27 protein-coding genes are annotated in these 25,056 nt (G+C 39.7%); 1 reads left to right on the top strand and 26 read right to left on the bottom strand.

Going from position 1 to position 25,056, the window contains the following annotated elements; genetic code table 11:
• Positions 1-15 precede the first annotated feature (15 nt).
• The 11 genes from atpA to NGI26_RS02990 all read right to left on the bottom strand — a co-directional run bounded on the left by atpA (position 16) and on the right by NGI26_RS02990 (position 9,750).
• A complete protein-coding gene (gene atpA, locus NGI26_RS03040; protein WP_214261797.1) occupies positions 16-1,521 on the bottom strand; it encodes a F0F1 ATP synthase subunit alpha in 1,506 nt (501 codons plus the stop codon).
• Between the two features lie 14 nt (positions 1,522-1,535).
• Positions 1,536-2,072 carry a F0F1 ATP synthase subunit delta gene (locus NGI26_RS03035; RefSeq protein WP_251935769.1) on the bottom strand — a complete coding sequence of 179 codons (537 nt, stop codon included), beginning with the start codon at positions 2,070-2,072 and terminating at the stop codon, positions 1,536-1,538.
• A complete protein-coding gene (gene atpF / locus NGI26_RS03030) occupies positions 2,072-2,566 on the bottom strand; it encodes a F0F1 ATP synthase subunit B (protein ID WP_251935767.1) in 495 nt (164 codons plus the stop codon). Before atpF ends, NGI26_RS03035 begins: the two co-directional genes overlap by 1 nt.
• 18 nt (positions 2,567-2,584) lie before the next feature.
• The gene (atpB, locus tag NGI26_RS03025; protein ID WP_251935765.1) at positions 2,585-3,301 is read right to left on the bottom strand and encodes a F0F1 ATP synthase subunit A; all 717 of its coding nucleotides are present in this window, start codon (positions 3,299-3,301) and stop codon (positions 2,585-2,587) included.
• A 32-nt stretch (positions 3,302-3,333) separates the two neighbouring features.
• The gene (locus NGI26_RS03020; RefSeq protein WP_061863189.1) at positions 3,334-3,534 is read right to left on the bottom strand and encodes a F0F1 ATP synthase subunit C; all 201 of its coding nucleotides are present in this window, start codon (positions 3,532-3,534) and stop codon (positions 3,334-3,336) included.
• A 228-nt stretch (positions 3,535-3,762) separates the two neighbouring features.
• Positions 3,763-4,074: a CHY zinc finger protein gene (locus tag NGI26_RS03015; RefSeq protein ID WP_251935762.1), complete on the bottom strand. Its 312-nt coding sequence runs from the start codon at positions 4,072-4,074 to the stop codon at positions 3,763-3,765.
• A 13-nt stretch (positions 4,075-4,087) separates the two neighbouring features.
• Positions 4,088-5,374, bottom strand: a complete 1,287-nt coding sequence (locus NGI26_RS03010) for a peptidase U32 family protein (protein WP_251935760.1) — start codon at positions 5,372-5,374, stop codon at positions 4,088-4,090.
• Positions 5,375-5,497: 123 nt separating this feature from the next.
• Positions 5,498-7,705: a ComEC/Rec2 family competence protein gene (locus NGI26_RS03005; protein WP_251935758.1), complete on the bottom strand. Its 2,208-nt coding sequence runs from the start codon at positions 7,703-7,705 to the stop codon at positions 5,498-5,500.
• The gene (locus NGI26_RS03000) at positions 7,689-8,339 is read right to left on the bottom strand and encodes a helix-hairpin-helix domain-containing protein (RefSeq protein WP_251935756.1); all 651 of its coding nucleotides are present in this window, start codon (positions 8,337-8,339) and stop codon (positions 7,689-7,691) included. Before NGI26_RS03000 ends, NGI26_RS03005 begins: the two co-directional genes overlap by 17 nt.
• A gap of 65 nt (positions 8,340-8,404) precedes the next feature.
• On the bottom strand, positions 8,405-8,974 hold the full coding sequence (locus NGI26_RS02995; RefSeq protein ID WP_251935754.1) for a GNAT family N-acetyltransferase: 570 nt from the start codon (positions 8,972-8,974) through the stop codon (positions 8,405-8,407).
• Positions 8,975-9,135: 161 nt separating this feature from the next.
• The gene (locus tag NGI26_RS02990; protein ID WP_251935752.1) at positions 9,136-9,750 is read right to left on the bottom strand and encodes a hypothetical protein; all 615 of its coding nucleotides are present in this window, start codon (positions 9,748-9,750) and stop codon (positions 9,136-9,138) included.
• Positions 9,751-9,938: 188 nt separating this feature from the next.
• Here NGI26_RS02990 and ald point away from each other — a divergent pair, with 188 nt between their 5' ends.
• Positions 9,939-11,051, top strand: coding sequence for an alanine dehydrogenase (ald, locus tag NGI26_RS02985; protein ID WP_251935750.1), 1,113 nt, complete (start codon positions 9,939-9,941; stop codon positions 11,049-11,051).
• A 211-nt stretch (positions 11,052-11,262) separates the two neighbouring features.
• Here ald and NGI26_RS02980 read toward each other — a convergent pair whose 3' ends face one another.
• The 15 genes from NGI26_RS02980 to NGI26_RS02910 all read right to left on the bottom strand — a co-directional run bounded on the left by NGI26_RS02980 (position 11,263) and on the right by NGI26_RS02910 (position 25,026).
• On the bottom strand, positions 11,263-12,249 hold the full coding sequence (locus tag NGI26_RS02980) for a PhoH family protein (protein WP_251935748.1): 987 nt from the start codon (positions 12,247-12,249) through the stop codon (positions 11,263-11,265).
• Between the two features lie 83 nt (positions 12,250-12,332).
• A complete protein-coding gene (locus NGI26_RS02975; protein WP_001232085.1) occupies positions 12,333-12,548 on the bottom strand; it encodes a YozE family protein in 216 nt (71 codons plus the stop codon).
• Between the two features lie 8 nt (positions 12,549-12,556).
• On the bottom strand, positions 12,557-13,411 hold the full coding sequence (gene cvfB / locus NGI26_RS02970; RefSeq protein WP_251935746.1) for an RNA-binding virulence regulatory protein CvfB: 855 nt from the start codon (positions 13,409-13,411) through the stop codon (positions 12,557-12,559).
• 60 nt (positions 13,412-13,471) lie between these two features.
• Entirely contained in the window at positions 13,472-14,029 is a 558-nt protein-coding gene (gene frr, locus NGI26_RS02965; RefSeq protein ID WP_251935744.1) for a ribosome recycling factor, read from the bottom strand.
• Between the two features lie 8 nt (positions 14,030-14,037).
• Positions 14,038-14,775 (bottom strand): UMP kinase, encoded by a 738-nt coding sequence (pyrH, locus tag NGI26_RS02960; RefSeq protein ID WP_251935742.1) that lies wholly within the window; start codon positions 14,773-14,775, stop codon positions 14,038-14,040.
• An 83-nt stretch (positions 14,776-14,858) separates the two neighbouring features.
• Positions 14,859-16,193, bottom strand: a complete 1,335-nt coding sequence (gene trmFO / locus NGI26_RS02955) for a methylenetetrahydrofolate--tRNA-(uracil(54)-C(5))-methyltransferase (FADH(2)-oxidizing) TrmFO (protein WP_251935720.1) — start codon at positions 16,191-16,193, stop codon at positions 14,859-14,861.
• A 131-nt stretch (positions 16,194-16,324) separates the two neighbouring features.
• On the bottom strand, positions 16,325-17,203 hold the full coding sequence (rsmI, locus tag NGI26_RS02950; RefSeq protein ID WP_251935708.1) for a 16S rRNA (cytidine(1402)-2'-O)-methyltransferase: 879 nt from the start codon (positions 17,201-17,203) through the stop codon (positions 16,325-16,327).
• Positions 17,204-17,205: 2 nt separating this feature from the next.
• The gene (yabA, locus tag NGI26_RS02945) at positions 17,206-17,523 is read right to left on the bottom strand and encodes a DNA replication initiation control protein YabA (protein ID WP_251935706.1); all 318 of its coding nucleotides are present in this window, start codon (positions 17,521-17,523) and stop codon (positions 17,206-17,208) included.
• A 30-nt stretch (positions 17,524-17,553) separates the two neighbouring features.
• Complete coding sequence (locus NGI26_RS02940) at positions 17,554-18,438, bottom strand: DNA polymerase III subunit delta' (protein WP_251935705.1); 885 nt, start codon at positions 18,436-18,438, stop codon at positions 17,554-17,556.
• The gene (tmk, locus tag NGI26_RS02935) at positions 18,435-19,073 is read right to left on the bottom strand and encodes a dTMP kinase (protein ID WP_251935703.1); all 639 of its coding nucleotides are present in this window, start codon (positions 19,071-19,073) and stop codon (positions 18,435-18,437) included. Before tmk ends, NGI26_RS02940 begins: the two co-directional genes overlap by 4 nt.
• A 108-nt stretch (positions 19,074-19,181) precedes the next feature.
• A complete protein-coding gene (gene proC, locus NGI26_RS02930; RefSeq protein ID WP_251935701.1) occupies positions 19,182-19,979 on the bottom strand; it encodes a pyrroline-5-carboxylate reductase in 798 nt (265 codons plus the stop codon).
• A gap of 3 nt (positions 19,980-19,982) precedes the next feature.
• Positions 19,983-21,245: a glutamate-5-semialdehyde dehydrogenase gene (locus NGI26_RS02925; protein ID WP_251935698.1), complete on the bottom strand. Its 1,263-nt coding sequence runs from the start codon at positions 21,243-21,245 to the stop codon at positions 19,983-19,985.
• Positions 21,246-21,254: 9 nt separating this feature from the next.
• The gene (proB, locus tag NGI26_RS02920; protein ID WP_251935696.1) at positions 21,255-22,364 is read right to left on the bottom strand and encodes a glutamate 5-kinase; all 1,110 of its coding nucleotides are present in this window, start codon (positions 22,362-22,364) and stop codon (positions 21,255-21,257) included.
• 160 nt (positions 22,365-22,524) lie between these two features.
• Positions 22,525-23,721 (bottom strand): elongation factor Tu, encoded by a 1,197-nt coding sequence (gene tuf, locus NGI26_RS02915; RefSeq protein ID WP_061409157.1) that lies wholly within the window; start codon positions 23,719-23,721, stop codon positions 22,525-22,527.
• A gap of 204 nt (positions 23,722-23,925) precedes the next feature.
• Positions 23,926-25,026: an AI-2E family transporter gene (locus tag NGI26_RS02910; protein ID WP_251935694.1), complete on the bottom strand. Its 1,101-nt coding sequence runs from the start codon at positions 25,024-25,026 to the stop codon at positions 23,926-23,928.
• Between the last annotated feature and the right edge of the window lie 30 nt (positions 25,027-25,056).

The following is a 25,056-nucleotide window of genomic DNA, read 5'->3' as shown; positions in this document are numbered from 1 at the left end:
CTGACACCTCTATTCTTATTGGAAGCTTGATTGATTGAGAAACTCAGTAATCGCAGCATCCAAGACTGCTTCTTCTGGCAAGTCCTTTGTTTCACGAATCGTTTCCAAAATCTCTGGATGTTGAGCATCAAAGAAGGCATGGAATTCTTCTTCAAATCGGACAATATCATCAACTGATATCGTATCCAAGAATCCATGAGTCAAGGCATAGAGAATGGTTACTTGTTTCTCAACAGGTAGTGGTTTATGAACTGGTTGTTTCAATACTTCTACAGTACGACGACCACGGTTCAATTTAGCCTGAGTAGCAGCATCCAAGTCTGAACCAAATTTAGTGAAGGCTTCTAACTCACGGTATGAAGCAAGGTCGATACGAAGAGTACCCGCAACCTTCTTCATCGCTTTAATCTGAGCTGAACCACCAACACGAGATACAGAAGAACCCGCATCAATAGCTGGACGAATACCTGCATTAAAGAGACTATCACTTAGGAAGATTTGTCCATCCGTAATAGAGATTACGTTTGTAGCGATATAAGCTGAGATATCTCCCGCTTGAGTCTCGATAAATGGAAGAGCTGTGATAGATCCACCCCCAAGTTCATCCGAAACTTTAGCAGAACGCTCAAGTAGACGGCTGTGAAGGTAGAAGACGTCTCCTGGGAAGGCTTCACGTCCTGGTGGACGACGGAGCAAGAGAGAAAGTTCACGATAAGCTACCGCTTGTTTAGATAAGTCATCATAAACAATCAAAACATGCTTACCTTGGTACATGAACTCTTCTGCCATAGCAACCCCTGCATAAGGTGCAAGGAATAGCAATGGTGAAGGTTGTGAAGCTGAAGCTGTCACAACAATTGTGTAATCCAAGGCTCCGTACTGACGAAGTGTTTCCACTTGTGTACGAACTGTTGATTCTTTTTGTCCAATCGCAACATAGATACAGATCATATCTTGACCTTTTTGGTTCAAGATAGTGTCAATTGCGATCGTTGTTTTCCCTGTTTGACGGTCACCGATAATCAACTCACGTTGACCACGACCGATTGGAACAAGGGCGTCAATAGCTTTCAAACCTGTTTGCAATGGTTCTGAGACAGACTTACGTTGCATAACACCAGGAGCTGGTGCTTCTACTGGACGAGTTTTATCAGTGTGAATTTCTCCAAGACCGTCAACTGGACGACCGAGTGGATCCACAACACGACCAATGAGACTTTCACCTACTGGGACTTCCATGATTTTACCCGTGCGACGAATGGTGTCGCCTTCACGAATATCTGTAAAGTCACCAAGAATGATGATACCAACATCCGTTGACTCTAAGTTTTGCGCCATACCATAAGAGCCATTTTCAAAAATCAACAGCTCACCACTCATGGCATTTTCAAGGCCATGAGCACGCGCAATCCCGTCACCGATGTAGGTTACAACACCAGTTTCACTCACATCAAAATTAGGTTTGAAATTTTCAATTTGTTGCTTAATTAAAGCGCTGATTTCTTGTGCGTTAATTGCCAAAAGAACACCACTTTCTATTTCAAATTTTCCTTAACAACTTTAAGTTGTTGTTTAATACTCACATCAATTGTCTTGTGATTGGCAATAATAACAAAACCACCGATTAAACTATCGTCGATTTTTTCCTTAATACTGCGAACCTTTAAAGACATCTTCTTCTCGATTAGAGGAAGGAGGCGTTCTTTCTGTTCGTCAGTCAAAGGATGTGCAGACAAAATAGTCACTTCAAAACGATTGGTTTCTTTTTCAAGACGATTCAAGCAATCTACAATCACATCATAAAAAAGATTGGATCGATGATTGTAAAGTAGAACCTCGATAAAGTTTTGCATTAAAGGTGACACAGAACCTTGGAAAAAACGAACTGTTTTTTCTTTATCCAACTCATCTACTTCCACTTGAGCTAAAAAAGTAGGTAAGCCAGTTTCTTCAGCAACTTGCTTGATTTGAGTCAAGTCTGAAAAAATAGAGTCTTCTTCTCCTTTTTCAATCGCCAATTGGACAAAAGGCATGCTGTATTTTTCAATTACCTTTAAAGTCTTTTTGTCCATTAAGCTTCTCCTAGCTGATCGATATACTGATCAATGAGTTCTTTATGGGCCTGACTGTCAAGGTTTTTAGAGAGAATTTTCTCAGCTAGACTGATTGTTAAGTCAGCTACATCTACCTTAACACTTTGTAAAGCTTCAGCTTTATTTTGAGCAATTTCTTGGTTGGCTTTTTCTTTTAAGCGCCCTGCTTCAAGTTTAGCTTCGGCTAAAATATCGGCTCTACTTTTCTCAGCAGTTCCCTTTGCATTCTCGATAATCGTTTTAGCTTCGGTACGGCTACCTGCTAGCTCAGCTTCACGTTTGCTAGCTAGTTCCTCAGCCTTTTTACGGGCTTCCTCGGCACCATCAATATCTGAAGAAATCTTTCCAGCACGTTCATCCAAGATGCTGGAAATATTTCCCCAAGCATATTTCTTCACTAAAAAGATTAATAAAAGGAAGGAACCAGCGATAAGAATAAAGTCACCGATAATGGTACTAATAGTTAAATCCATCTTCTAATCCTCCTCTACTTACTCTTCCCCTTCGTTTATTTTTTTACCAATGTACATAGATGACAACATGGTAAATACATAAGCCTGAATACATGAAATGAAAATTGAAAAGGCTGTCCATAACATGTTTGCGATAAAGGCAAAAGGATACCAATACAAAGCATTTTGTGACAAGGCTAATAGCAATCCAGCTAAAACCTCACCGGCAAAAATATTTCCGTAGATCCGAATCGCCAAGGAAGCAAAATTGGTGAACTCTTCTAAAATGTTCATCGGAGTCATAAAGCCAGGTGTAACAAATGCTCTCAAATATTCTTTAACGCCTCTACGACGAACTCCTTCTACATGGGCGATCAAAGTGATCAATAATGAGAGGGATAAATCGTATCCAAGGTTGGCTGTTGGGGAAGTCCACAAGTTATAACCGTTTGTTGTTTGTACTTTTGCCATTAAGCCAATATTGTTGGCAACCAAGATAAACAGAAATAGAGAAAACAGAAACAAGGAATAATCCTTAATGTATGATTCTCCAATGTTTGGTTTGGTAAAACCAATCACAAAGTCATAAATCATCTCAAGAGCATTTTGTTTGCCCTTTGGACGGATGGTCATTTTACGACTTGCCCAGTAGACAAAGGCAAAAACAATCAAAACAGTTACAAGAGACATGGCAAGCAGGGTCAAATCAAAGGATATTGGTCCAATATTAACGGTTGGATTCAAACTTTCTTCCATGGTTTGACACCTCCATTTCTAAATAGAGTTGTCTATTTAATGACAAATGCCATCGCCAAGGTTACAAAGAAGGTACCTTCTACAAAGGCAACACCAAGAATTAAAAGGCTGCGTAATTGGTCAATAATTTCAGGCTGACGAGCGGCAGATTTAAAGAGATTACTCATAATCATACCTTCTGCAATAGATACACCCATACAGGCAAGACAAAGTCCGAAAAATGTTAAATTCATGACGAATTCTCCTTTTTTAAATTAAATTTACCTCCCTAGTTTAGTCCTAAAATTTGCTTTTGTCAACCTTTTACTAGTAATGGAAGCGTTTCGAATCATTTATTTCCAATTTTACGATTTTCAAGACAATTATATAGAAAATTTTATTGTCTTTTCATACCACTTTCACTACCTTTCTTTGTTTTCTGAAAATAAAAACCGAGTTTTACAACTCGGATTTGTCATTTCTTATTTAAAATAATATGAGTGATGATTTTGACAAGCTGGATTAAAGAGAGCTTCACAGTATGGACAAGTGCCCGTCTCTGTATACTCCTCATACGTTAGTGTTTTCCCACATGATCCACATAAGATAGGTCTATCCTCTTTCAGATTTAAAGGATAGGGAGAAAATATGTGCGGCTCCAGTTCATTATGACACTGATAACAGGCATAGTATTTCTGACACTCATAGCACTGAAGTGATACAATATCCTTATCACTATGGTAATGAACACATCTGCTTTCATCATCAACTAGTAAGCCCTGAGCTTGAACCATTCTTTTTCCTTATCTAGGCACGAACTGTGACGCTTGTTCCATCTTCTTTGTAAAGATTGATCAGGCCTTCTTTCAAAGCACGTACCATGTCACCAGCTTCTACTGGTTGAGGAACCTTGATAGTCAAAAGTTCCATTGGATTTGGGGCGCGATCGATTTTATTTCCTTTGGCATCGTGAAGGTCTTCAATATAAGTCTCAAAATGACGGAAGCCCGGTCCATAGAACTCAACTTGGTCACCTTCATAGATAACATTACGTTGACGGATGGTTGCTGTTTGTGTAGCATCATCATAAGCTACTACTTCCGCTACAAACTTGTATTCTGGAATCTTACGACGAGCGCCAAACAGTTGTTCATTTTCAGATGGTGTTCCGTAGTAGAAACCTGTAGCCAATTCACGTTGGGCTACCTTCCACATTTCATCTACCAAATCTTGTTTAATGGCCTCAAATTTTTCAGGGCTTTCGAGATAAGCATCAACCGCTGCCTTGTAGCAGTTTGTTACTGTTGAAACGTAGTGAATAGATTTCATACGACCTTCAATCTTAAGACTGTCCACGCCATTTTCAATCATATCTGGAATATGGTCAATCATCGACATATCAACAGCTGACATGGAGAATTCTTCAGGAATTTCTCCCTTGAGACTCTTACGTTCCTTACCGAATGGCATGTCGTAAAGATCGTATTTCCAGCGACAAGATTGTGAACATCCACCACGGTTGGCATCGCGCATACTCATGTGGTTAGAAAGGGTACAACGACCAGAGTAAGAGATACACATCGCTCCGTGGACGAAGGCTTCAATCTCCACGTCTGTACGTTTGCGAATTTCAGCCAATTCTTCCATGGAAACCTCACGTGCCAAAACGACACGAGTCAAGCCAAGTTCTTTCCAGAATTCTAGAGTTTCGTAGTTGGTCGCACTAGCTTGTGTTGACAGGTGAATTTCAAGTCCTGGTGCTTCTGTTGCTGAAATCATAATCAAGGCTGGATCTGATACAATAACGGCTGCAATACCAATGTCACGTAGTTTACGGAACCATTCTCCAGCGCCTTCTTCATTTCCTTCGTGCATAACCATATTGGCTGCTACATACACTTTAGCGCCATATTTAGCCGCAAACTGAACTCCTTCTTCCATCTGTTCGAAAGTGAAGTTTCCCGCACGGCTACGAAGACCATAGGCCTGACCACCGATAAAGACAGCATCTGCTCCGTATTGAACAGCTACTTTCAATTTTTCCAGTGTCCCTGCAGGTGATAGAACCTCAGGACGTTTCAAAGTTTTTGTCATGTTTTCTCCTATTTGCAATATAAAAGTTTGACACTAATCTTTACCATTTTATAGCAAAAAGGTTCTAAAATCAAGTTCTGATTGATTGTTTAGACAATTTTAATTTTCTTCTAAAGTTCAAATTCATCGAACTGTTTCCAGTTTCCAAGAGCTCCAGCCTTTAAAACGAATGGCTCCTTTTTTATCCGTTTTGTATATGGCATTCTCAACTTCTTTATCTTCTTGGTTAATTACTTTAAATTTTTTCTTCTTGTCTACCGACATGACAGTCATTTTAGGTTGTAAAGTTTTGAAGACCTCGACATCAGTCTTTTTCTTAGATGACTGCTGATGAGTTATCACAACATCTGCTTGGAGTTTGGGATAATAGCTAGTTAGGGAGTTTTTCACTATATTCCTAGTAACTAGAAAGGTTTGATTTAGTAGTTTACCATACATGGATATTGAGACTTTTTTATCCTTGTTTTGAGTTGTGATTACATCCAAATGACTCCCAAAAACAAATAATCTCTCTCCAGTTTTAAGAGGTCGAACATTCAAGTTACTTTCTTTTAACTTATCAAAGAAATCTCTTTGAGACAGAGTTTCTTCAGTTACTAAAACTTCACCTAGTTCAAAAACTTTACCAATCTCTAACACATGATCTAGTTGCTTAGGCTCACTAGTCGTTAGCACAAGCTGATCAATCTTTGCGACTCCTCTACTTTTTAGATAAGGGATTAAACTACGCTTTGCATTACTCGTAGTGACTTTCTCCTGCCAGACTTCTTTCTTTTCAACTTCAGACTTTTCCCCGACATCTAGTAGAATGGTCTTCCCTGTCATGTCTCTTAGGAAAATGCTGCGTCCCTGCTCCATATCTAAGACCGTGATTTCATTTTCCAGTGGGTGTTTGGTTCCTAAAAAGAGAGCTAGGACAAATAGGACAATGATCGGTATTTTTTTCAAATTTTTACGATAATCATAGACAAGAGCCAAAGATATTAACAGAGATACCAGCACCCAAAGACTCGGTTGGCCAAAAACTAAGGGCCTAGTAGATATCTGAGAAACGTAGCGAATAATATTTTCTAGCAATTCAAAGAGAAAGTTTAACTGGGTAATAGGATATATCCATGACAGACAGAAGAGCATTGATAAAAGTGGTAGAAAGACCATATCAAATAAGAATGAAAAAGCAAAGGTCAATAGGATAGACCACGGTTGAAATTCAGAAAAGTAAAATGACAAAATCGGCAGGATTCCTAAGGAAATAATGAAACTCTCTCTAGCTAGACCTTTTATTCCTTCTACTTCTTCGCCAGTCATGGTCAAGATAAAGGCGTAGGCACAGGAGAGCACTCCACCAGCAGTTAGGAAGAAATTCGGCATCACTATGAACAAGACCAGGATAGTAAGAGCAAAATTATCGAGTGACTTGAAGCCATGTTGAGCCAAGAGTTTTTGTAACAGGCTTCTAATAACAGAAGCAGAGAATCCTGTTAAACCTGCATAAACTAAGGAAAATGGATAGGCTATCCATTTGAACATTTCTTGCGTCAAGCCAAAACGCAATAGTAACTTCTTAAAAGCATCCATGAAGAACCCAACCTGCATGCCAGATAATGCAAACAGATGAATAATCCCTAAACTTGAGTAGAGTTCATTCATTTCCTCAAAGTCTGTATCTAAATGTCCCAATAAAAGACCTGTCATATAATTTCGCATGGGGTCGGGAAAATTCCTTTTTATCCAAACAACTGCTTTTCTTCGCAAGCTTGATAGATTTTCCCCTATATCCCAACTAGAAATTTTCCTTGATTCGACAATTTCAGATAGGGTCAAGGTCTGATAAATTCTCTGAGTTTTGAGATAGTTTCGATAATCAAATCCAGCGAAATTACTTGCTCCTTGAGGACTAGCTATTTTCCCTTTCACGACCATTTCGTGCAAGTCAGATAAGTCTTGAAATTTTTCCTTCTCAGCTTCTGACTGGAGTTTATAATAGACTTGATAGAGTCTACCGTCAGCCTTTCCACGAAAGGATAGACTATCACCATTCACCTTGATGGTATCAGGTAATATTCGCACTGTATTAACCGAGGCGACAAGGTATCGACTAGCTGCTTCTTGCTGCCATTTTTGAAATAAAAACCAACTCCCAAATAGCCCACAAATCAAGAGGATCTTGGTCACAGTCTTCCATGGGAATTGGAAAAAGAGACAGAATAGTAAAAAGACAAACCCCAAAAGTGCTAATACACTGGCTGAAAAGATTGCATAGTAGAGCCATAGTAGTAGAAAACTGAGATAGATTTTGGGGATGGGTATGCGACTAATCCACTGTGACATATTCTTTTAACTTTTCTACTGTCTTAGCACCAATTCCTGACACTTTCTTGAGATCATCAACAGACTTGAATTTACCATTGGTTTCACGGTGGTCGATGATGTCCTGAGCACGTTTGCCTCCCAATCCCTTAACCTGTTTTAGCTCCTCCAAACTGGCTTTATTGAGATTGACTTTCTTATTGTCTTTGGTGTTGGAAGTATTTGAATGCGCCTCTTGACTAGTTGTTTCTTCCTTAGTTGGAACATAAACAAGTGCTTCATCACTAATTCTCTGGGCGAGATTGATAGACTTACTATCAGCATTGTCTGTAAGTCCACCCGCTTTTTGGACAGCATCATTGATCCGACTTCCAACTGGCAAATCATAGATTCCAGGTGATTTGACGGCACCTTTGACATCGACAGTGATTAGATCTTGCTCCACCACTTCTTCAGTTTCCGATTTCTGGATTTTCTCCTCTTTTTCCCTAACTGAATCCTTTGAAACAGTTGTAACTTCAGCCTGCAAATTGCTTTCCTTAGCAGGTGTTTGCGTTGAGGGCTTCAGGAGGAAACATCCACCCAATACCAAGCCCAAACCAGCACAGATAACAATGATTTTGTATTCTTTGATTTTCTCAATAAGTTCTTCCATATTTTCTCCTCTCTTAGCTTATTCGTAAGAGAAAGAAAAAACAGCTGAAAAATCTTTTCAACTGCTTACTTATTCGCAAAATAGTCTTCCTTAGTCAAGATATAATGAACTCTTGTCACGATACGATCTTTTTCATGCTGGTCTATACAAGCATACGGTTCTTCGTGAGAGAAGTGCATGCCTGATTTCTCCATGACCTTGCCTGACGCAGGATTGTCCTTATCGTGAAGGGCGGTCAACATATTCATTCCTATCTTTTCAAAAGCCAGTTCAATTACAGCTCGATTGGCTTCTGTTGTCAAACCTTGATTCCAATATTTTTGATGGATAATGTAACCTATGGATGCCTTCTTGAGAACCATATCCATCTTGTGCAGGTCAATGGTTCCGATAAACTCTCCAGTACTTTTTAATTCTATTCCCCATCGACCCAAGGGATTTGCTAGATAAAACTGAGCAATATTATTCTTGGTTTCCTCCAAACTTTGATTGGTTTGAAAAGTGTAGCGCGTAATTTCTTTGTTTGAAGCATACTCAAACATGGCTTCTGCATCATCAAGCGTTACAGGTCTGAGAACTAAGCGTTCAGTTTCGATAATTTTATGCTTAGCTAGTTTGATAAATAGTGATTCCATGATTTCACCCCCAAAAATAGGCTGCTAAAAGAATAACATAAAAGAAATAGGTTTACAAGTTTTTCTTGTGAACAATGACAAAACACTGTTTTCAATAATAATTTGTAATTATAAAAATGTTACTCTCTTAGTTTCATTCATAAAGTTCCAATTATTGTTACCTATTTTCCAAATAAATCTTTAGTAATTAAGGACAATCCCCCAAAACCTATAAAACCTGTATTCCTATCGTCAAAGTAACTTTCACGGAATAAAACAATTCCACCACTACTAACCACATTCTCAATATACTCGCTATTTTCAGCTATTATCTTTGAAAAACCTGACTGTAAAAAAGTTGTAACTTTAAGTCCCTCTGGCAACAATAATAAATGAGCTGTTAGTTTTGCTAGCAAGATTGAAACAATGTCTGAAACAGACTCTCTATCCGATATTTGAATTCCACCAAAAAATTTCACTTTATCATTCTTCGTAATCATAATCTCTTCAGAATAAATTGCATTCCTAACCTCTAGGTGTTGCTTTTTGAGCAATTTCCAAAGTTTATAATATTGGATTATTCTACTGTTATCATTAAAACAATCATCTCCTAATACTAAATATAGATTAAATTTATTTTTAGTCGAATAATCATATAATCGTGAAACCAAATACTGTAAATACTCTTCCCTTCTTCTATAGTCACCAATAATATACCAACGTCCCACATATATATTAAATGTGGATGTAAAGTTAAGAGAAACAGAATCTATGTTGACATCTTCATAAATAATCACACAACTTTCCCCCTCACTGAATTAAGTATATTTTCTAAAAGCTTAACAAAAAATGCATTAGAAATCAATAATTTTTCTTGATTTTCCGAGGGGTTTCATATAAAATAAGAACATCACAAGAAAAGACTGGGTTCTTCCCGTGATGATATAGTATAAGAACCTAAATGTTAAATAAGGAGCAAATCTCTATGCTAATTGGAATTCCAAAGGAAATTAAAAATAATGAAAATCGAGTTGCTTTGACACCTGCTGGTGTACAAAGTCTCGTTGGTCGTGGTCACCGTGTCCTCATCGAAACAAATGCGGGACTTGGCTCAGGTTTTACTGATGCAGACTATGAAAAGCAAGGAGCAGAAATTGTCGCAACTGCTGCCGAAGCATGGGCTGCAGAGTTAGTTGTTAAAGTCAAGGAACCCCTTTCTAGTGAGTACCAGTTCTTGCGTGAGGATTTACTTCTCTTCACTTACTTGCACATGGCAGCAGCTCCAGAATTAGCGGATGCTATGCTTGCAGCTAAAACGACTGGTGTTGCTTATGAAACGGTGCGCGATACTGAAGGTCAACTTCCTTTATTGGTTCCAATGAGTGAGGTTGCCGGTCGTATGGCTGTCCAAATCGGAGCTCACTTCTTGACTAAACAAGCTGGTGGTTCAGGAGTTCTACTCGGTGGTGTTCCTGGTGTTCCAAAAGGAAAAGTCACTATTATCGGTGGCGGTGTCGTTGGTACACACGCAGCACGTATCGCTCTTGGTTTAGGAGCACAAGTCACTATTCTTGATATCAGTGCTAAGCGCCTTTCTGTCCTTGAAGATGTCTTTGGTCACCAAATCCAAACCCTCATGTCTAACCCATTTAATATCGAAGCAAGTGTGCGTGAAGCAGACGTTGTTATCGGTGCAGTCTTAATTCCTGGTGCTAAAGCTCCGAAGTTAGTAACCGATGACATGGTCCAACAAATGCGTCCTGGTTCTGTTATCGTAGACGTTGCTGTAGACCAAGGTGGTGTTATCGCAACGGCTGATCGTGTGACAACCCATGATGAGCCTGTCTATGAAAAACACGGTGTTCTTCACTATGCAGTAGCTAACATTCCTGGTGCTGTTGCACGTACTTCTACCATCGCCCTTACAAATGTAACTCTTCCATACATCGAAGCCTTGGCAGGAAAAGGATTTAAGAAAGCAATCCTTGAAGATGCTGGCTTATGTGAAGGTGTAACAACTTATCAAGGTCAACTTACCAGCCAACCAGTAGCTGAAGGTTTAGAACGTGACTTCACACCTATTAGTGAGCTTGTTTAAAATGATTTATAAATTAAAACTACAAAAATAGAGGCTGGGACAAAAGTCCTAGCCTCTCAATTGTCTTTGGATTTTCGAGTAAGACGCAGTGGTTGAGTGGCTCTACTAGGCTGATTTCATCAGCTTTTACAGCCCTACGCAACTGTGCGGAGGTGGGACGACGAAATCGAATTCTAACGAATTACCGATTTCTGTCCCACTCTCTTTTTCTTTATTCTGTTTCTTCTTGATTTTCTTCAGCTTTGACAGGTCGAGGTTCATAGGCTCTGATAATCTGAGCGACTACTGGATGACGAACCACATCCTTGGCTGAAAAATGAACAAAGTCAATCTGGTGAATGTTTTTAAGTTTTTCTTGGGCATCAATCAAACCTGACTTGACATTACGGGGCAGGTCAATCTGACTAATATCCCCATTGACAATCATTTTAGAATTGAATCCTAAACGTGTCAAGAACATCTTCATCTGCATAATGGTTGTATTTTGTGCTTCATCCAAGATCACAAAGGCATCATCCAAGGTACGTCCACGCATGTAGGCAAGTGGTGCAATCTCAATAATTTCTCGCTCCATGAGACGGGTTGTTTGGTCTTTCCCTAAAATCTGATATAAAGCATCGTAGACTGGTCGAAGATAAGGATCTACCTTTTCTTTCAAATCACCAGGTAGAAATCCTAGGCTTTCTCCCGCTTCAACTGCTGGACGAGTCAAGATAATACGCTTGACTTGACCACGCTTGAGAGCTGTGACAGCCAAGGTCACGGCTAGGAATGTCTTCCCTGTACCGGCAGGCCCAATTCCAAAGGTAACATCGTGGTTCTTAACACTATCAACATAAATTTTTTGTCCCAGCGTCTTCACACGAATCGGCTTACCAGTATTATCTTTGATAATCTCTTCTTCATAGAGGGCAACAAACTTATCAATTTCATGATTTCTCACCATATTAATGGCTGTCACCACATCTGGAGTTCCGACAGTCATCCCCCGATTGACCAAGACCATCAAGGCTTGTATAACCTGTCGTGCTTCTTCACAAGAAGATTCCTCTCCCAAGACTTGTACAATCTCTGTACGAGCATGGATGATAACATCTAACTCTTCCTCCATCAAACGAAGGTGGCGTTCATTGGAACCAAAAAGATGAAACAGGTCATCTGGATGACTTAACTGAATGTCTATTGAATGTTCCTTCAAACAAAGAACCTCTCTAACTCTTTAATTTCTTTTTATTATAGCAAAGGCATTTAGAAATTGCTATCCCTAATACTTCTGCCATTTTAATGTTCTAAATATTCCTGCCAGATAGAGTCAAAGTCTCCTAGGTTAAAAGAGAAACTGGCATGTTCCTCCAAAAAGCGACTAACCTCATCAAAATCATCCGTGTGTTTTGGAAAAGCTGACTCTTCAAAAGCGAGGTCTGCTAGGATGGCTTTGGGACTGTTACTTTTAGGATTGCGCTCGGTCATCAACCAAGTATAAAATGATTTTCGCATAAGCCTCCTTAAATTAACTCCGTACCAAACTGGTCTTGTTTAATCTTTCCAGCTTTCATTAAACCACCAAGCGCTTTTTTAAATTGACCTTTAGAAATGCCAAAGGTTGCCTTGATGTCCTCAGGAGATGACTTGTCATTCAGGGTCATGAAGCCACCATTGCTTTCCAAGTAAGTCAAGATCATCTGCGCATCGTTCTCCAACATCTCAAATGAGCGAGGTTTCAGTGAAAGATTAAGTGTACGATCCACTTCACGGAAACCAATAACACGCGCATCCAACACTTGTCCTAAACGTGGCTCTGCATAACGCTCGCTAGGATGGATAAAGCCCAGCATGTTATTTTCTGGCAGATAGACAAAGGTCCCTGATAGCTTAAGACGATATACGATTGCAGGCCAGTTCTGGTTCTGCATATTATTGTAGGCCGGACGTGCTAGTTTTTGGAAGTCCTCCTGATAAGCCAAAATTCCCCAAATACGGTCTTTTTTATCTACTTCTAGACGAATATAGAGCTTATCACCCTTCTTTGGCCAGAGTTCTTTGAGTTCAGGTAGGATATCCAGTGACACAACGATTTCCTTGTCAGGAAGCCCTGTATCAACAAAAACACCCAAATCCTTACGAACCTCTGTTACTGTTCCCCAACCAAATTGTTCCTGAGTCGCAGTCACTTCTAGGGTAGTCAAGCGAAGTTTTTGCTTCATATCCGCGTAGGCAAAGCCTTTAACGGTATCACCTATTGCATGCTGGCCTTCTTCCTTAGCAAGAGCGTATGTTTGACCATCCTTTTGAACAAAGTAAAAACGGTCATTTTCATCGATGATAAGTCCAACGATAAAACTTGCAAGATTTGTATTCATGTTTCCTTCTTTCGAATAAAACTCAGCCAGCAATGCCAACTGAGTTTTTCTGTTTATTTCTTAGACTTCCAAGATTTCTTTTTCTTTATTGGCAGTCATGTCGTCGATGTGTTTAACAGCATCGTCTGTTGCTTTTTGGATTTCTTTTTCGAGACCCTTCAATTCATCTTCAGTGATTTCTTTAGCTTTTTCTTGTTTCTTAGCTTCATCCATAGCATCACGACGAATATTACGAATAGCTACTTTAGCATTTTCACCAACTTTTTTCACTTCTTTAGCAAGATCACGACGAGTTTCCTCAGTAAGAGCTGGGATCACCAAACGAATAACTGAACCATCATTAGCTGGTGTGATACTAAGGTCTGAAGCGTTCAAGGCACGTTCGATATCTTTCAATGAAGATTTATCAAATGGTGTTACCAACAAGACACGCGCTTCTGGGATTGTGATAGAAGCAATTTGGTTAAGAGGTGTTTCGACACCATAGTATTCAACGGTGATACGGTCAAGCAAGCTTGCGTTCGCACGACCTGCACGGATACCACCAAACTCACGGGCAAGTGAGTGGTGAGATTGCGTCATTCTCTCTTTAGCTTTTTCTACAATTGCGTTAGCCATAATTTTTCTTATTCCTTTTCTTCGATATTGTTTGAAACTGTTGTTCCGATATTTTCACCAAATACAACACGTTTGATATTGCCAGGCTGATTCATATTAAAGACAACCAAGTCAATATCGTTATCCATAGATAGAGTTGAAGCTGTTGAATCCATGATACGGAGTCCTTTATTAATGACATCACGGTGAGTCAATTCTTCAAATTTAACAGCCGTTTTATCTTTCTTAGGATCAGCATTGTAGACACCGTCTACACCATTCTTAGCCATCAAAATAGCGTCTGCTTCAATCTCAGCTGCACGAAGAGCTGCTGTTGTATCTGTAGAGAAGTAAGGTGAACCAATTCCCGCGCCAAAGATAACGATACGTCCTTTTTCAAGGTGGCGAAGAGCACGTCCACGAATATAAGGCTCTGCTACTTGTTGCATAGCAATGGCTGTTTGTACACGAGTATCAACACCAGCTTGTTGCAATGAATCTGCCATCACAAGAGCATTCATAACGGTCCCAAGCATTCCAGTGTAATCCGCTTGAACACGATCCATACCAGCTTCTGCTGCAGGTTCTCCACGCCAAAGGTTTCCACCACCGATAACCAAGGCAATTTCAATTCCTAGCTCGTGAACTTCCTTGATTTCTTGGGCCATACTTTGGACGGTTTTGATATCAATCCCGATACCACGTTCGCCAGCAAGGGCTTCACCAGATAGCTTGATTAAGATACGTTTATACTTAGGTTCTACCATTTTCTCTCTCCTTTTTTCATCCTACCTATTTTATCACAATTTAAAAGATTTTTATAGTATCATGAGCAATTCTTTCAAAAAAATTAGATAGATAAAAATTTCTCTAAATCAGACAAGGCACGTTCTGCAATTTTCTCATAACGAGCCTTTTTATCACGAATACGCTCACCTTCTAACTCCTTGATAATGCCAAAATTAACATTCATGGGTTGGAAGTGTTTGCTATCAGCATGGGTGATATAATGAGCTAAACTACCGATAGCTGTCGTCTCTGGGAAAATAGCTGGGCTCTCTCCTTTAAAGAGACGAGCCGCATTAATTCCCGCAACTAAGCCTGATGCTGCTGACTCGACATAGCCTTCCACACCCGTCATCTGGCCAGCAAAGAAGAGGTTGGGCTGTTTCTTAGAACGATAGGTCTGCTCAAGAAGATTTGGTGAATCCATGTAAGAATTACGGTGCATGACACCATAACGGACAAACTCAGCATTTTCAAGACCTGGAATCATTTGGAAGACACGTTTTTGTTCTCCCCATTTAAGGTGAGTTTGGAATCCAACAATATTATAGAGACTTCCTGCTGCATTGTCCTGACGAAGCTGAACTACTGCATAAGGTGTTTTGAAGTCACCATCACGAGGACCTTTATAGTCTTCTGGATATTCCAGACCAACTGGTTTCATCGGACCATAGAGCATGGTTTTAATACCACGCTTTGCCATGACTTCGATAGGCATACAACCTTCAAAGTACTTTTCTTTTTCAAAAGAATTAAGAGGTGCTTCCTCTGCATTGACCAAGGCTTCATGGAAATCCATAAACTCTTGTTTGGTCATCGGAGCATTGAGATAAGCTGCTTCCCCCTTGTCATAACGAGACTTGAGATAAACCTTGCTCATATCAATGGTGTTGACGTCGATAATAGGTGCTGCCGCGTCGTAGAAATAGAAGCCAGCACCATCATTAAGGGCATGAATCTTTTCAGCCAGGGCATCACTGGTCAAAGGACCAGTAGCGACAACTGTGATTACATCAGTCGGCAATTCTGTAATTTCGTCACGTACCACTTCGATCAAAGGGTGGTTGGCAATTTTTTCAGTGACCATTTGGGAGAACCCATCACGGTCAACCGCAAGCGCCCCACCAGCAGGAACACGTGTAGCTTCTGCGGATTCTAAAATCACAGAACCAAGACGACGCATCTCTTCCTTGAGGAGGCCAACAGCATTTGTTAGGGAAACTCCACGCAAAGAATTGGAACAAACCAACTCTGCAAGATTGTCTGTTTTGTGCTGAGGTGTTGACTTGACACCACGCATTTCATAGAGTTTAACTGGAATACCACGCTCTGCGATTTGGTAAGCTGCTTCAGAACCTGCTAAACCAGCACCGATAACATTGATATAAGATTGAGACATGACACTAATACCTCTTTGGGTGTAAGATAAGTCCATATCAAAAAAACACTGGACTATTTGACACCCACAAATCTTTCTATTTTTTCTTTTACTAGTATAACAAAAAAAGGGAAGAAGGCAAACTTCCCTGTTTAGTCGTTGAATTGTTTCTCTTCCCATTCGTGGTAGGCAGCGTAGAGCTGGCTTTTGTTCCACTGATATATCTTTGCGACTTCCTTAATTGCTTGATTTTTCTTAACACCTTCTTGGATGCGTTCCTGTATTTCAGAGAATAAATCCTCTTCATCCTTATCTTCTACTTCTAGACTAGCACCTTCCACGATGAGAAGACACTCGCCTTTGAGTGGAGTTTCAGAGATGCTTTCCAATAACTCTGTAATATGACCTCGCTTGTATTCTTCATAAATCTTAGTCAATTCTCGAACCAGAACTACTGGACGGTCACCATAAACAGCTAACATATTTTCCAGCGTATCTGCTACACGGTGAGGCGATTCATAGAAAATCTGAGTCTCAGGGTAGTCTTTTTTTAATTCGAAAAATTGCTTTTGTTGACCTGATTTTCGCGGCAGAAAGCCATAAAAGATGTGGGGTTGTGGAGCCAATCCACTAGCAATCAAGGCAGAAATTCCTGCACTTGCACCCGGCACTGTAACAACTGGGATATCCTCTTCAATTGCAACCTTAACCAAATCGTGACCAGGGTCTGAAATGCTTGGCATCCCCGCATCAGAAACTTGAGCAATGTTTTGACCTTGTTTCAACAAATCAATCAAATCAGGAATCTTTTCCTTGGCGTTGTGCTCGTGAAAACTGATCTGTTTGGTCGGAATATCAAAATGCTTGAGCAATAGTCCAGTATTTCGAGTGTCCTCAGCAGCAATCCAGTCCACTTCTTTCAAAGTCTGAATAGCGCGAAAGGTCATATCCTCCAAATTCCCGATCGGAGTTGCAACAAGATACAGCTTGCCATAAGGTGATTGTCCTTTAAAACTTTTTTGAATCTGCATGCTTACTCCCTAAACAACAATTCATCGCAAAACATACATTCTGCATCTTGTTCACGACGTTGGCCATAAAAATCACGACACACATGAAAACCGTCGTCATAAATTCGGCTCACATTTTCTCTGATATGTTTGGTCTTAGTTGGAGTTGCTTCTTCTTCCTCACTCAAGCGCTCTCTTAGTTTATCATTCTCTAAACGAAGAGCTGTATTCTCTTCTACAACACTCTTGAGATTCTTTTTGATGGCTTCGACATCTGCCAAGGTTGCCAATAATTGTTGAGAAAAATCATCTAAAGCATCAAATAATTCTTTTTTGTTCATGGACAGCCCTTTCTGTAATTTATTTTCATTTTATTGTAAAACTAAGAATTCTAAAGCATTTTGAAAGGAAACATTTGCCTTCCACATTCTTCTAGCTTCGAGGAGATTTTGCAAAATTGTACGAGCTGCATTTTTTTGAATCTCTTGACCTGCTAAAACTTCCAAAATTCTGAATACTTGGTCTTGTTTTTCTTTATCATCAGCTAAACTTGCTAATTTCGCAACCTGTAAGTAGGATTCCTTTTTCTCAGACTCCAACCAGCTATAGAAACGCTCACCTTCTTCAACCAAATTCCAAAAACTTGCTTGATTTGTCAGTTTTTCAGCTTCCGATGGCGATTGGCTAAATTCCGCCAAAAGTCTTGCTTTGTTTTTGACTAATCCTGCTTGTTCCAGTTGATTCATAAGGGTTTCAACTTGTTTCTTAAATTGAAAAATCTGTGTACGGCTTCGGATAGTTGGTAACATCTGCTCTTGATCATTGGTTAAGAAGAAAATATAGGTTTCACTTTGCGGTTCTTCAATGACCTTTAGTAGTGAATTGGCAGCATTCACATGCATTTTTTCTGCTTGTTCAATGATAAAAACCTGACGTTGATTTTCGATTCCTGATTGAGAAAACTGCCCAACTAATTCTCGGATTCGTTCCGTTTTAATGATTTGATTCAGCGGACGAATAATGGTGACATCGGGAAATTCTTCCTGTTCAATCAGCTTACAATTTCGACAAGACTCACATGGTAAGACACCCTGCTTTTCTGTACAAAATAAACTCTTAGATAGGAATAAAGCCATCTCTAGACTTCCAAAATAACCCGAAAATAGATAGGCATGATTCAGCTGTTTTTGTTCCAAGATACGTAGAAAATACTCAAATTGTTGAAGTTGACAAGCTCTTAATTGCTCTTGATTCATTCTGTCAGCCCCATTCTGTCAAACAAAACTTGTTTCGTATTTTCAACCACTTGATTTAGTGGTAAGCTCGCATCGATTTTAACAATACGCTCACCTTCTTTCTCAAGAAGGGAAAGATAGCCTTGACGAACTTTTCTATGTAGATCTAAACCTTCCAAATCTAAACGATTGACTTCACGATCACTGTTTGCTGCGATTCGTTCCAGCCCCTTTTCTACTTCAATATCAAAATAAAGTGTCAAATCTGGCTTAAGACCATCTGTCGCAAATTGATTGAGCCAATCAATCGCTTCAATATCCAAACCACGACCAAAGCCTTGATAAGCAACTGAACTATCGATAAAACGATCCATGATGACTATTTTCCCAGCTGCAAGGGCTGGCAATACCTTTTCCACCAAATGCTGTCTACGACTAGCAATATAGAGAAGAAGCTCTGTCTTCGGATCCATCTGAGTATGACTAGGATCTAAAATGACTTCTCGAATCTTCTCACCGATCAAGACTCCACCTGGCTCACGTGTTGTTAAAAACTCAATATTCTCTTCTTCTAACAAAGGAAGGATAGCTTCAAGCACACTTGTTTTCCCAGCTCCTTCTGGCCCCTCTAGAGAGACTAAAAATCCTTTTGACATGACGAACTTCTTTCTTTTTTTCTTCCTTCTATTCTATCAAAAAAATAGGCATTTGTGAAAAGCTTTTTATTGCTAATGATAAAAGAGACCAGAAAGTATTCCGACCTCTTATTTACCTAGTTCTTGTGTTCGTTTGTATGATTGGTAAACTGCATCCATAACCGTACCTCTAAAAGAATGTTCTTCTAGACTTGCTACCCCAGCAATGGTTGCCCCACCTGGACTACAAACCTGATCTTTCAAAACTCCAGGATGTTGTTGAGTCTCTAAAACCATCTGTCCCGCACCCACTACTGTTTGTGCTGCCATTTCCAATGCCTTCTCTCGTGGTAAACCGGTTTGCACTCCTGCATCTGCCAATGCCTCTATAAATAAATAAACAAAGGCTGGTCCACAACCTGCAAGTCCTGTAGCCGCATCTATTAAATCTTCATTTAAGTCAACTAACTTGCCCGCATTAGCTAAGAGTTGACAAAAAAGTTGTTTGTCTCCTGGATGACAATTTGCAGACATAGCATAACTAATCACTCCTTGTCCAATAGAAACTGGAGTATTTGGCATGATACGAATGAGACGATGTTGACTTGGAACTAAATTTCCTAATTTTTTTAAGGTTAATCCAGCTGCCATAGAAATCAAAAGAATACTATCTCTATTTTCAAGAATGGTCTGATATTGAGAAAGCAGTTCTGAAAACTGTGCTGGCTTAACTCCAAGAAAAATCACATCTGCTACTGTAAAAACTTCTTCATTGTTCGAAACTTGTCCGCCATAGTTCGCTACAAAGGTATCTACCTTAGCTTGACTACGATTGGCAAGGAGAATCTTATCTATAGATCTAGTCCCTATGACTACTTTGGCCAAACTAGCCCCCATATTCCCTAAACCGGTAAATCCAATTTTCATATCTTACTCCCTTATCTGTCCATCACCAGTGACCACATACTTGTAGCTCGTTAATTCCTTCAAGCCCATTGGACCACGTGCATGCAGTTTCTGTGTAGAGATTCCCATTTCACAACCTAAACCAAATTGACCACCATCCGTAAATCGAGTTGAAGCATTGACATAGACCGCTGCTGAATCCACTTGCTCAGTAAAATAGCTCGCTGCATCTTGATTTTCTGTCACAATTGCATCCGAATGATGGGTGCTATGAGTTTCGATATGCTCAACTGCTTCCTCAAGGCTAGAAACAACCTTAAGTGCTAGGATATAGTCCAAAAACTCGGTATCAAAGTCTTGAGCTTCAGCTGGTTTCCCAGAAATATATTGATTAGCTTTTTCATCTAAACGAAATTGAACAGGTTCAAGACTAGCTTCTTTACGTTCTTTCACTAGAACTTGCTCTAAACGAGGAAGGAAGCTTGCCGCCTTGTCTTCATGAACCAGTAAGACTTCCATGGAATTGCAGACAGACGGACGACTAGTTTTTGCATTGTTGATGATAGAAAGAGCCTTATCCTCATCCGCATCCTTATCAACATAGACATGGACAATTCCAGTTCCAGTCTCAATAACTGGAACAATAGCATTCTCAACTACCGCATTGATTAAGCCTGCACCTCCGCGTGGAATGAGAAGATCCAGATAGCCTTTTGCCTTCATCATGGCATAGCTACTTTCACGGCTAGTATCTTCCACCAGTTGAATCACCTCTGGATGAATGGCAGTTGTCTCCAAACCCTTCTTCAAGGCTGTAACAATAGCATGAGCAGTTTGGTAGGCATCCTTACCACTACGAAGGACCACCGCATTTCCGCTTTTTATAGCTAAAGCAGCCGCATCAGACGTGACATTAGGACGGCTTTCATAGATAATACCAATGACCCCCATAGCTACACGCTTCTTGGTTATAACCAATCCGTTTTCAAGATGATTAGTTTCTAAGATTTCACCGATAGGATCTGGAAGAGCAACGACTTCACGAATTCCAGTTGCCATAGCCTCAATTCGTCCCTCGTCTAAATAAAGCCGATCCAACATTACGTCTGAAATCTTACCATTAGCTGTTTCCATATCCAGTGCATTAGCAGCCAAAATTTCTTCAGTAGCTGCCAATAAGTGATCTGCCATAGCTAGCAAGGCTTGATTTTTTAGATTTTCACTAGCAGTATTGATAGATTTTTTAACAGCCTGTACTTGTTCAAATTGTTCTTGTGTACTTACCATCATTTACCTCTAAAATTCTGTAAAAAGTAACTGGATTTCTGGAGTAATAGATATCCAATCATCTCGATGTATCAAAACTCCTTTAGTTTTTGGAGTACGAAGCAAATCTTTTATGGCAGATGCACCAAACTGAACCCGTCCCTTCCCTAGGCTCTGACTAGTTGTTTTATCCACTACTGTCACAACATCATGATAAGAAAACTTTCCTTCGATACTGACGACACCTGATAATAGGAGACTTTTTCCGTTTTTTGAAAGTGCTTCTGCTGCTCCACCATCTACCCAAATAATTCCCTGACTTTTTGCATAAAAAGCCAGCCATTGTTTCTGGGTACGAAGCCCCTTCTCCTGTGCTACAAAGTAGGAACCATCCTTGGTCTTCTCTGCAGCCTCTATCATAGCACCTGACTTCAAAGATGAACAGATATAGACTGGAACTCCTGACTCCGTTGCAATGGTTGCAGCTTTCATTTTTGTCAACATACCACCGGTACCGTTTGAGGATCCAGCACCGCCAGCCATATCAATAATCTGACGATTAATAGATTTAATTTTTTCTAAGCGCTTAGCAGTTGGGTCGGTATTTGGATTCCCCGTATAAAGTCCATCCACATCAGTCAAAAGAACTAACAAATCTGCCTGGACCATAGCAGCTACCTGGGCACTAAGAGTGTCGTTGTCACCAACTTTAAGTTCATCAATCACGACACTATCATTCTCATTGATGATAGGAATTGCCCCACGATTAAGTAGTACTGTTAGGGCTTGGTGTGCATTTTTATAGCGTCTTTTATCAACAAAATCATCTTGCGTCAGTAAGATTTGGGCTGAGACAATTTGGCGCATAAGGAGGTTGGTTGTATATTCCTCTAAAAGCAGACCTTGACCTACAGCTGCTGCAGCCTGTTTATCAGCAATTTTTGTGGGTCTCTTCTTAAATCCAAGTGGTCCAAATCCAGCCGCGACCGCACCAGATGATACAAGAATCAATTCATGACCAGCCTCATGTAACATTGAAAGTTGCTGAGTAATTACTTTCACTTTACTTCGAGATAAACTTCCATCCTCATGGGTTAATGATGATGTCCCAACTTTAAATACGATTCGCTTATACTTCATATTCATACTCCAAATTTTATATTTACCAATTTTACCATGAATTTGTGGAAATGTAAAAAAGCTACTCTTATTCTGACTCGATTACAAAAAAAGAACCTTGCAAGGCAAGATTCTTTTAGTGTCTGACTTAAATAATTGTTCTTCTGGGAACTAAATCGAATTAAGCTTCGATTTCTGTAACCATACCTGAACCAACAGTACGTCCACCCTCACGGATAGAGAATGTAGTACCTTGTTCTACGGCGATTGGGTGGATCAACTCAACGTCGATAGTCACGTTATCACCAGGCATTACCATTTCAGTACCTGCTGGAAGTTCGATTGAACCTGTAACGTCAGTAGTACGGAAGTAGAATTGTGGGCGGTAGTTGTTGAAGAATGGAGTGTGACGTCCACCTTCTTCTTTAGTAAGGATGTAGACTTCACCTTTGAATTTAGTGTGTGGGTTGATTGAACCTGGTTTAGCGATAACTTGTCCACGTTCGATTTCGTCACGTTGAACACCACGAAGAAGGACACCTACGTTGTCTCCTGCAAGACCTTCGTCAAGTTGTTTACGGAACATTTCAACACCAGTAACAACTGCTTTTGAAGTTTCTTCTTTGATACCAACGATTTCGATTTCATCGTTGACACGAACAGTACCACGGTCGATACGTCCTGAAGCAACTGTACCACGTCCAGTGATAGAGAATACGTCTTCGACTGGAAGAAGCAATGGTTTGTCAGTGTCACGTTCTGGTTCTGGGATGTACTCATCAACTGTGTTCATCAATTCCATAACGATGTCTTCATACTTAGTGTCACCTTCAAGAGCTTTAAGAGCTGAACCTTGGATAACTGGAAGGTCATCACCTGGGAAATCGTATTCTGAAAGAAGGTCACGGATTTCCATTTCAACCAACTCAAGCAATTCTTCATCATCAACCAAGTCAACTTTGTTCATGAAGACGATCAAGTGTTTAACACCAACCTGACGTGAAAGAAGGATGTGCTCACGAGTTTGTGGCATTGGTCCATCAGTTGAAGCTACTACAAGGATAGCTCCGTCCATTTGAGCGGCACCAGTGATCATGTTTTTAACGTAGTCCGCGTGTCCTGGAGCGTCGATGTGAGCGTAGTGACGTTTTTCAGTTTCGTACTCAACGTGCGCAGTGTTGATTGTGATACCGCGTTCGCGTTCTTCTGGAGCAGCATCGATAGACGCATAGTCTTTTGGTTGGTTAACTGAAGAAGGCAAGCGACGTGCCAAAACAGTTGTGATAGCTGCAGTTAGGGTAGTTTTACCGTGGTCAACGTGTCCGATAGTACCAATGTTAACGTGTGGTTTACTACGATCGTATTTTTCTTTTGCCATTTGAGTAAAAGCCTCCAATAAAATATATTTTATAGATAGACAGTAGGCAATACAGTCTAACTTTCCTTACTATTTTATCAAATTTTAGCTAAATTGCAAGTGTTTTACAAAGTTTTTGTTAATTATTCAGATTCTTTCTCTAAGTCTTGAATCTATGGATAAAAAAATAAAGAAACAGATGAATCTGTTTCTTTTTAAAAATCTTTATTTTTCTTTTACTTCTTGTACTTCTTTATGCTTTTCATAAAGTTGAACGAGGAATTTAGATATTTCCTTTAGAATCGAATAGGTAGGAACTGCAACAATCATACCAACGACTCCATAGATATTACTTGATAATAATAAGAGGACAAGAATAGTAATCGGATGAACCTTCATGACTCCACCAACAATACGGGGATAGAGGATATTCCCGTCTACTTGTTGGATAATCAACATGTAGATGACAGCTATAATCATCTTTTGAGGATCCGTAAACAAATTGGATATAATCATCGGTATTAATCCGATACTCGGTCCAACATAAGGAATCAAATTTGCTAAACCTGAGAAAATAGCAAAAACCAATGCATATTTCAAACCAATGACACTATAACCGATAAAAGCCAAACACCCGATAATGAATGCGTCAATTGATATACCACTAATATAACGGGAAATAGTCGTATTCAAGTTTGTAATTAACCCAGATATATTCAGTTTGTCTCGTTTTAAAATAGTTCTTTCTAGCATCGGCAAAAATTTATGCCCATCTAGGAGGAAGTAAATCAAGAAAACTGGCGTCATAATAATAATTAAAACAGTACTTACTAGAGCTGAAAGAACACTTCCTACACTATTTGTCACACTATTTAAGATATTTTGTAAAATATCGATGTAAGATAGATTTAATTGTTGAATTGTTTGTTGAATATCAAGCTCTTGGAAAGCAGGGTATTTTGATAATTCTATCACCAAATCTTGGAGTCGACCATAAATGCCTTGGCTAGAATTGATCAAACTACTCAACTGATTGATTAAAATCGGTAAGAGATATACGACAACTATCACTATGGACCCGAAGAGAACACAAAGAGTTAACAAAATTCCAATGATTCGATTGATGCGACATTCCTTCTCTAAAAAGATAACGATTGGATTTGTTAAGTAGTAGAGAAATCCTCCTAGTAAAAAGGGAATCATGATTGTATTTACGACACTTACAAATGGTGTAATAATAGCACCCATTTCTCTCCATAAGTAGAAGATTAAGGTTATTAATAATATCTCAGTGGTCCAGAAGAATAATTTATTTCTCCGAAACATAAGCCACCTCCTCTTTTTCCTATTTTACCA

The sequence above is a fragment of the Streptococcus sp. Marseille-Q0941 genome (assembly GCF_943736975.1).
GTDB lineage: Bacteria > Bacillota > Bacilli > Lactobacillales > Streptococcaceae > Streptococcus.
The sequence above is the reverse complement of the archived record's forward strand: the minus strand, read 5'-3'. Positions and strand labels throughout refer to the sequence as shown.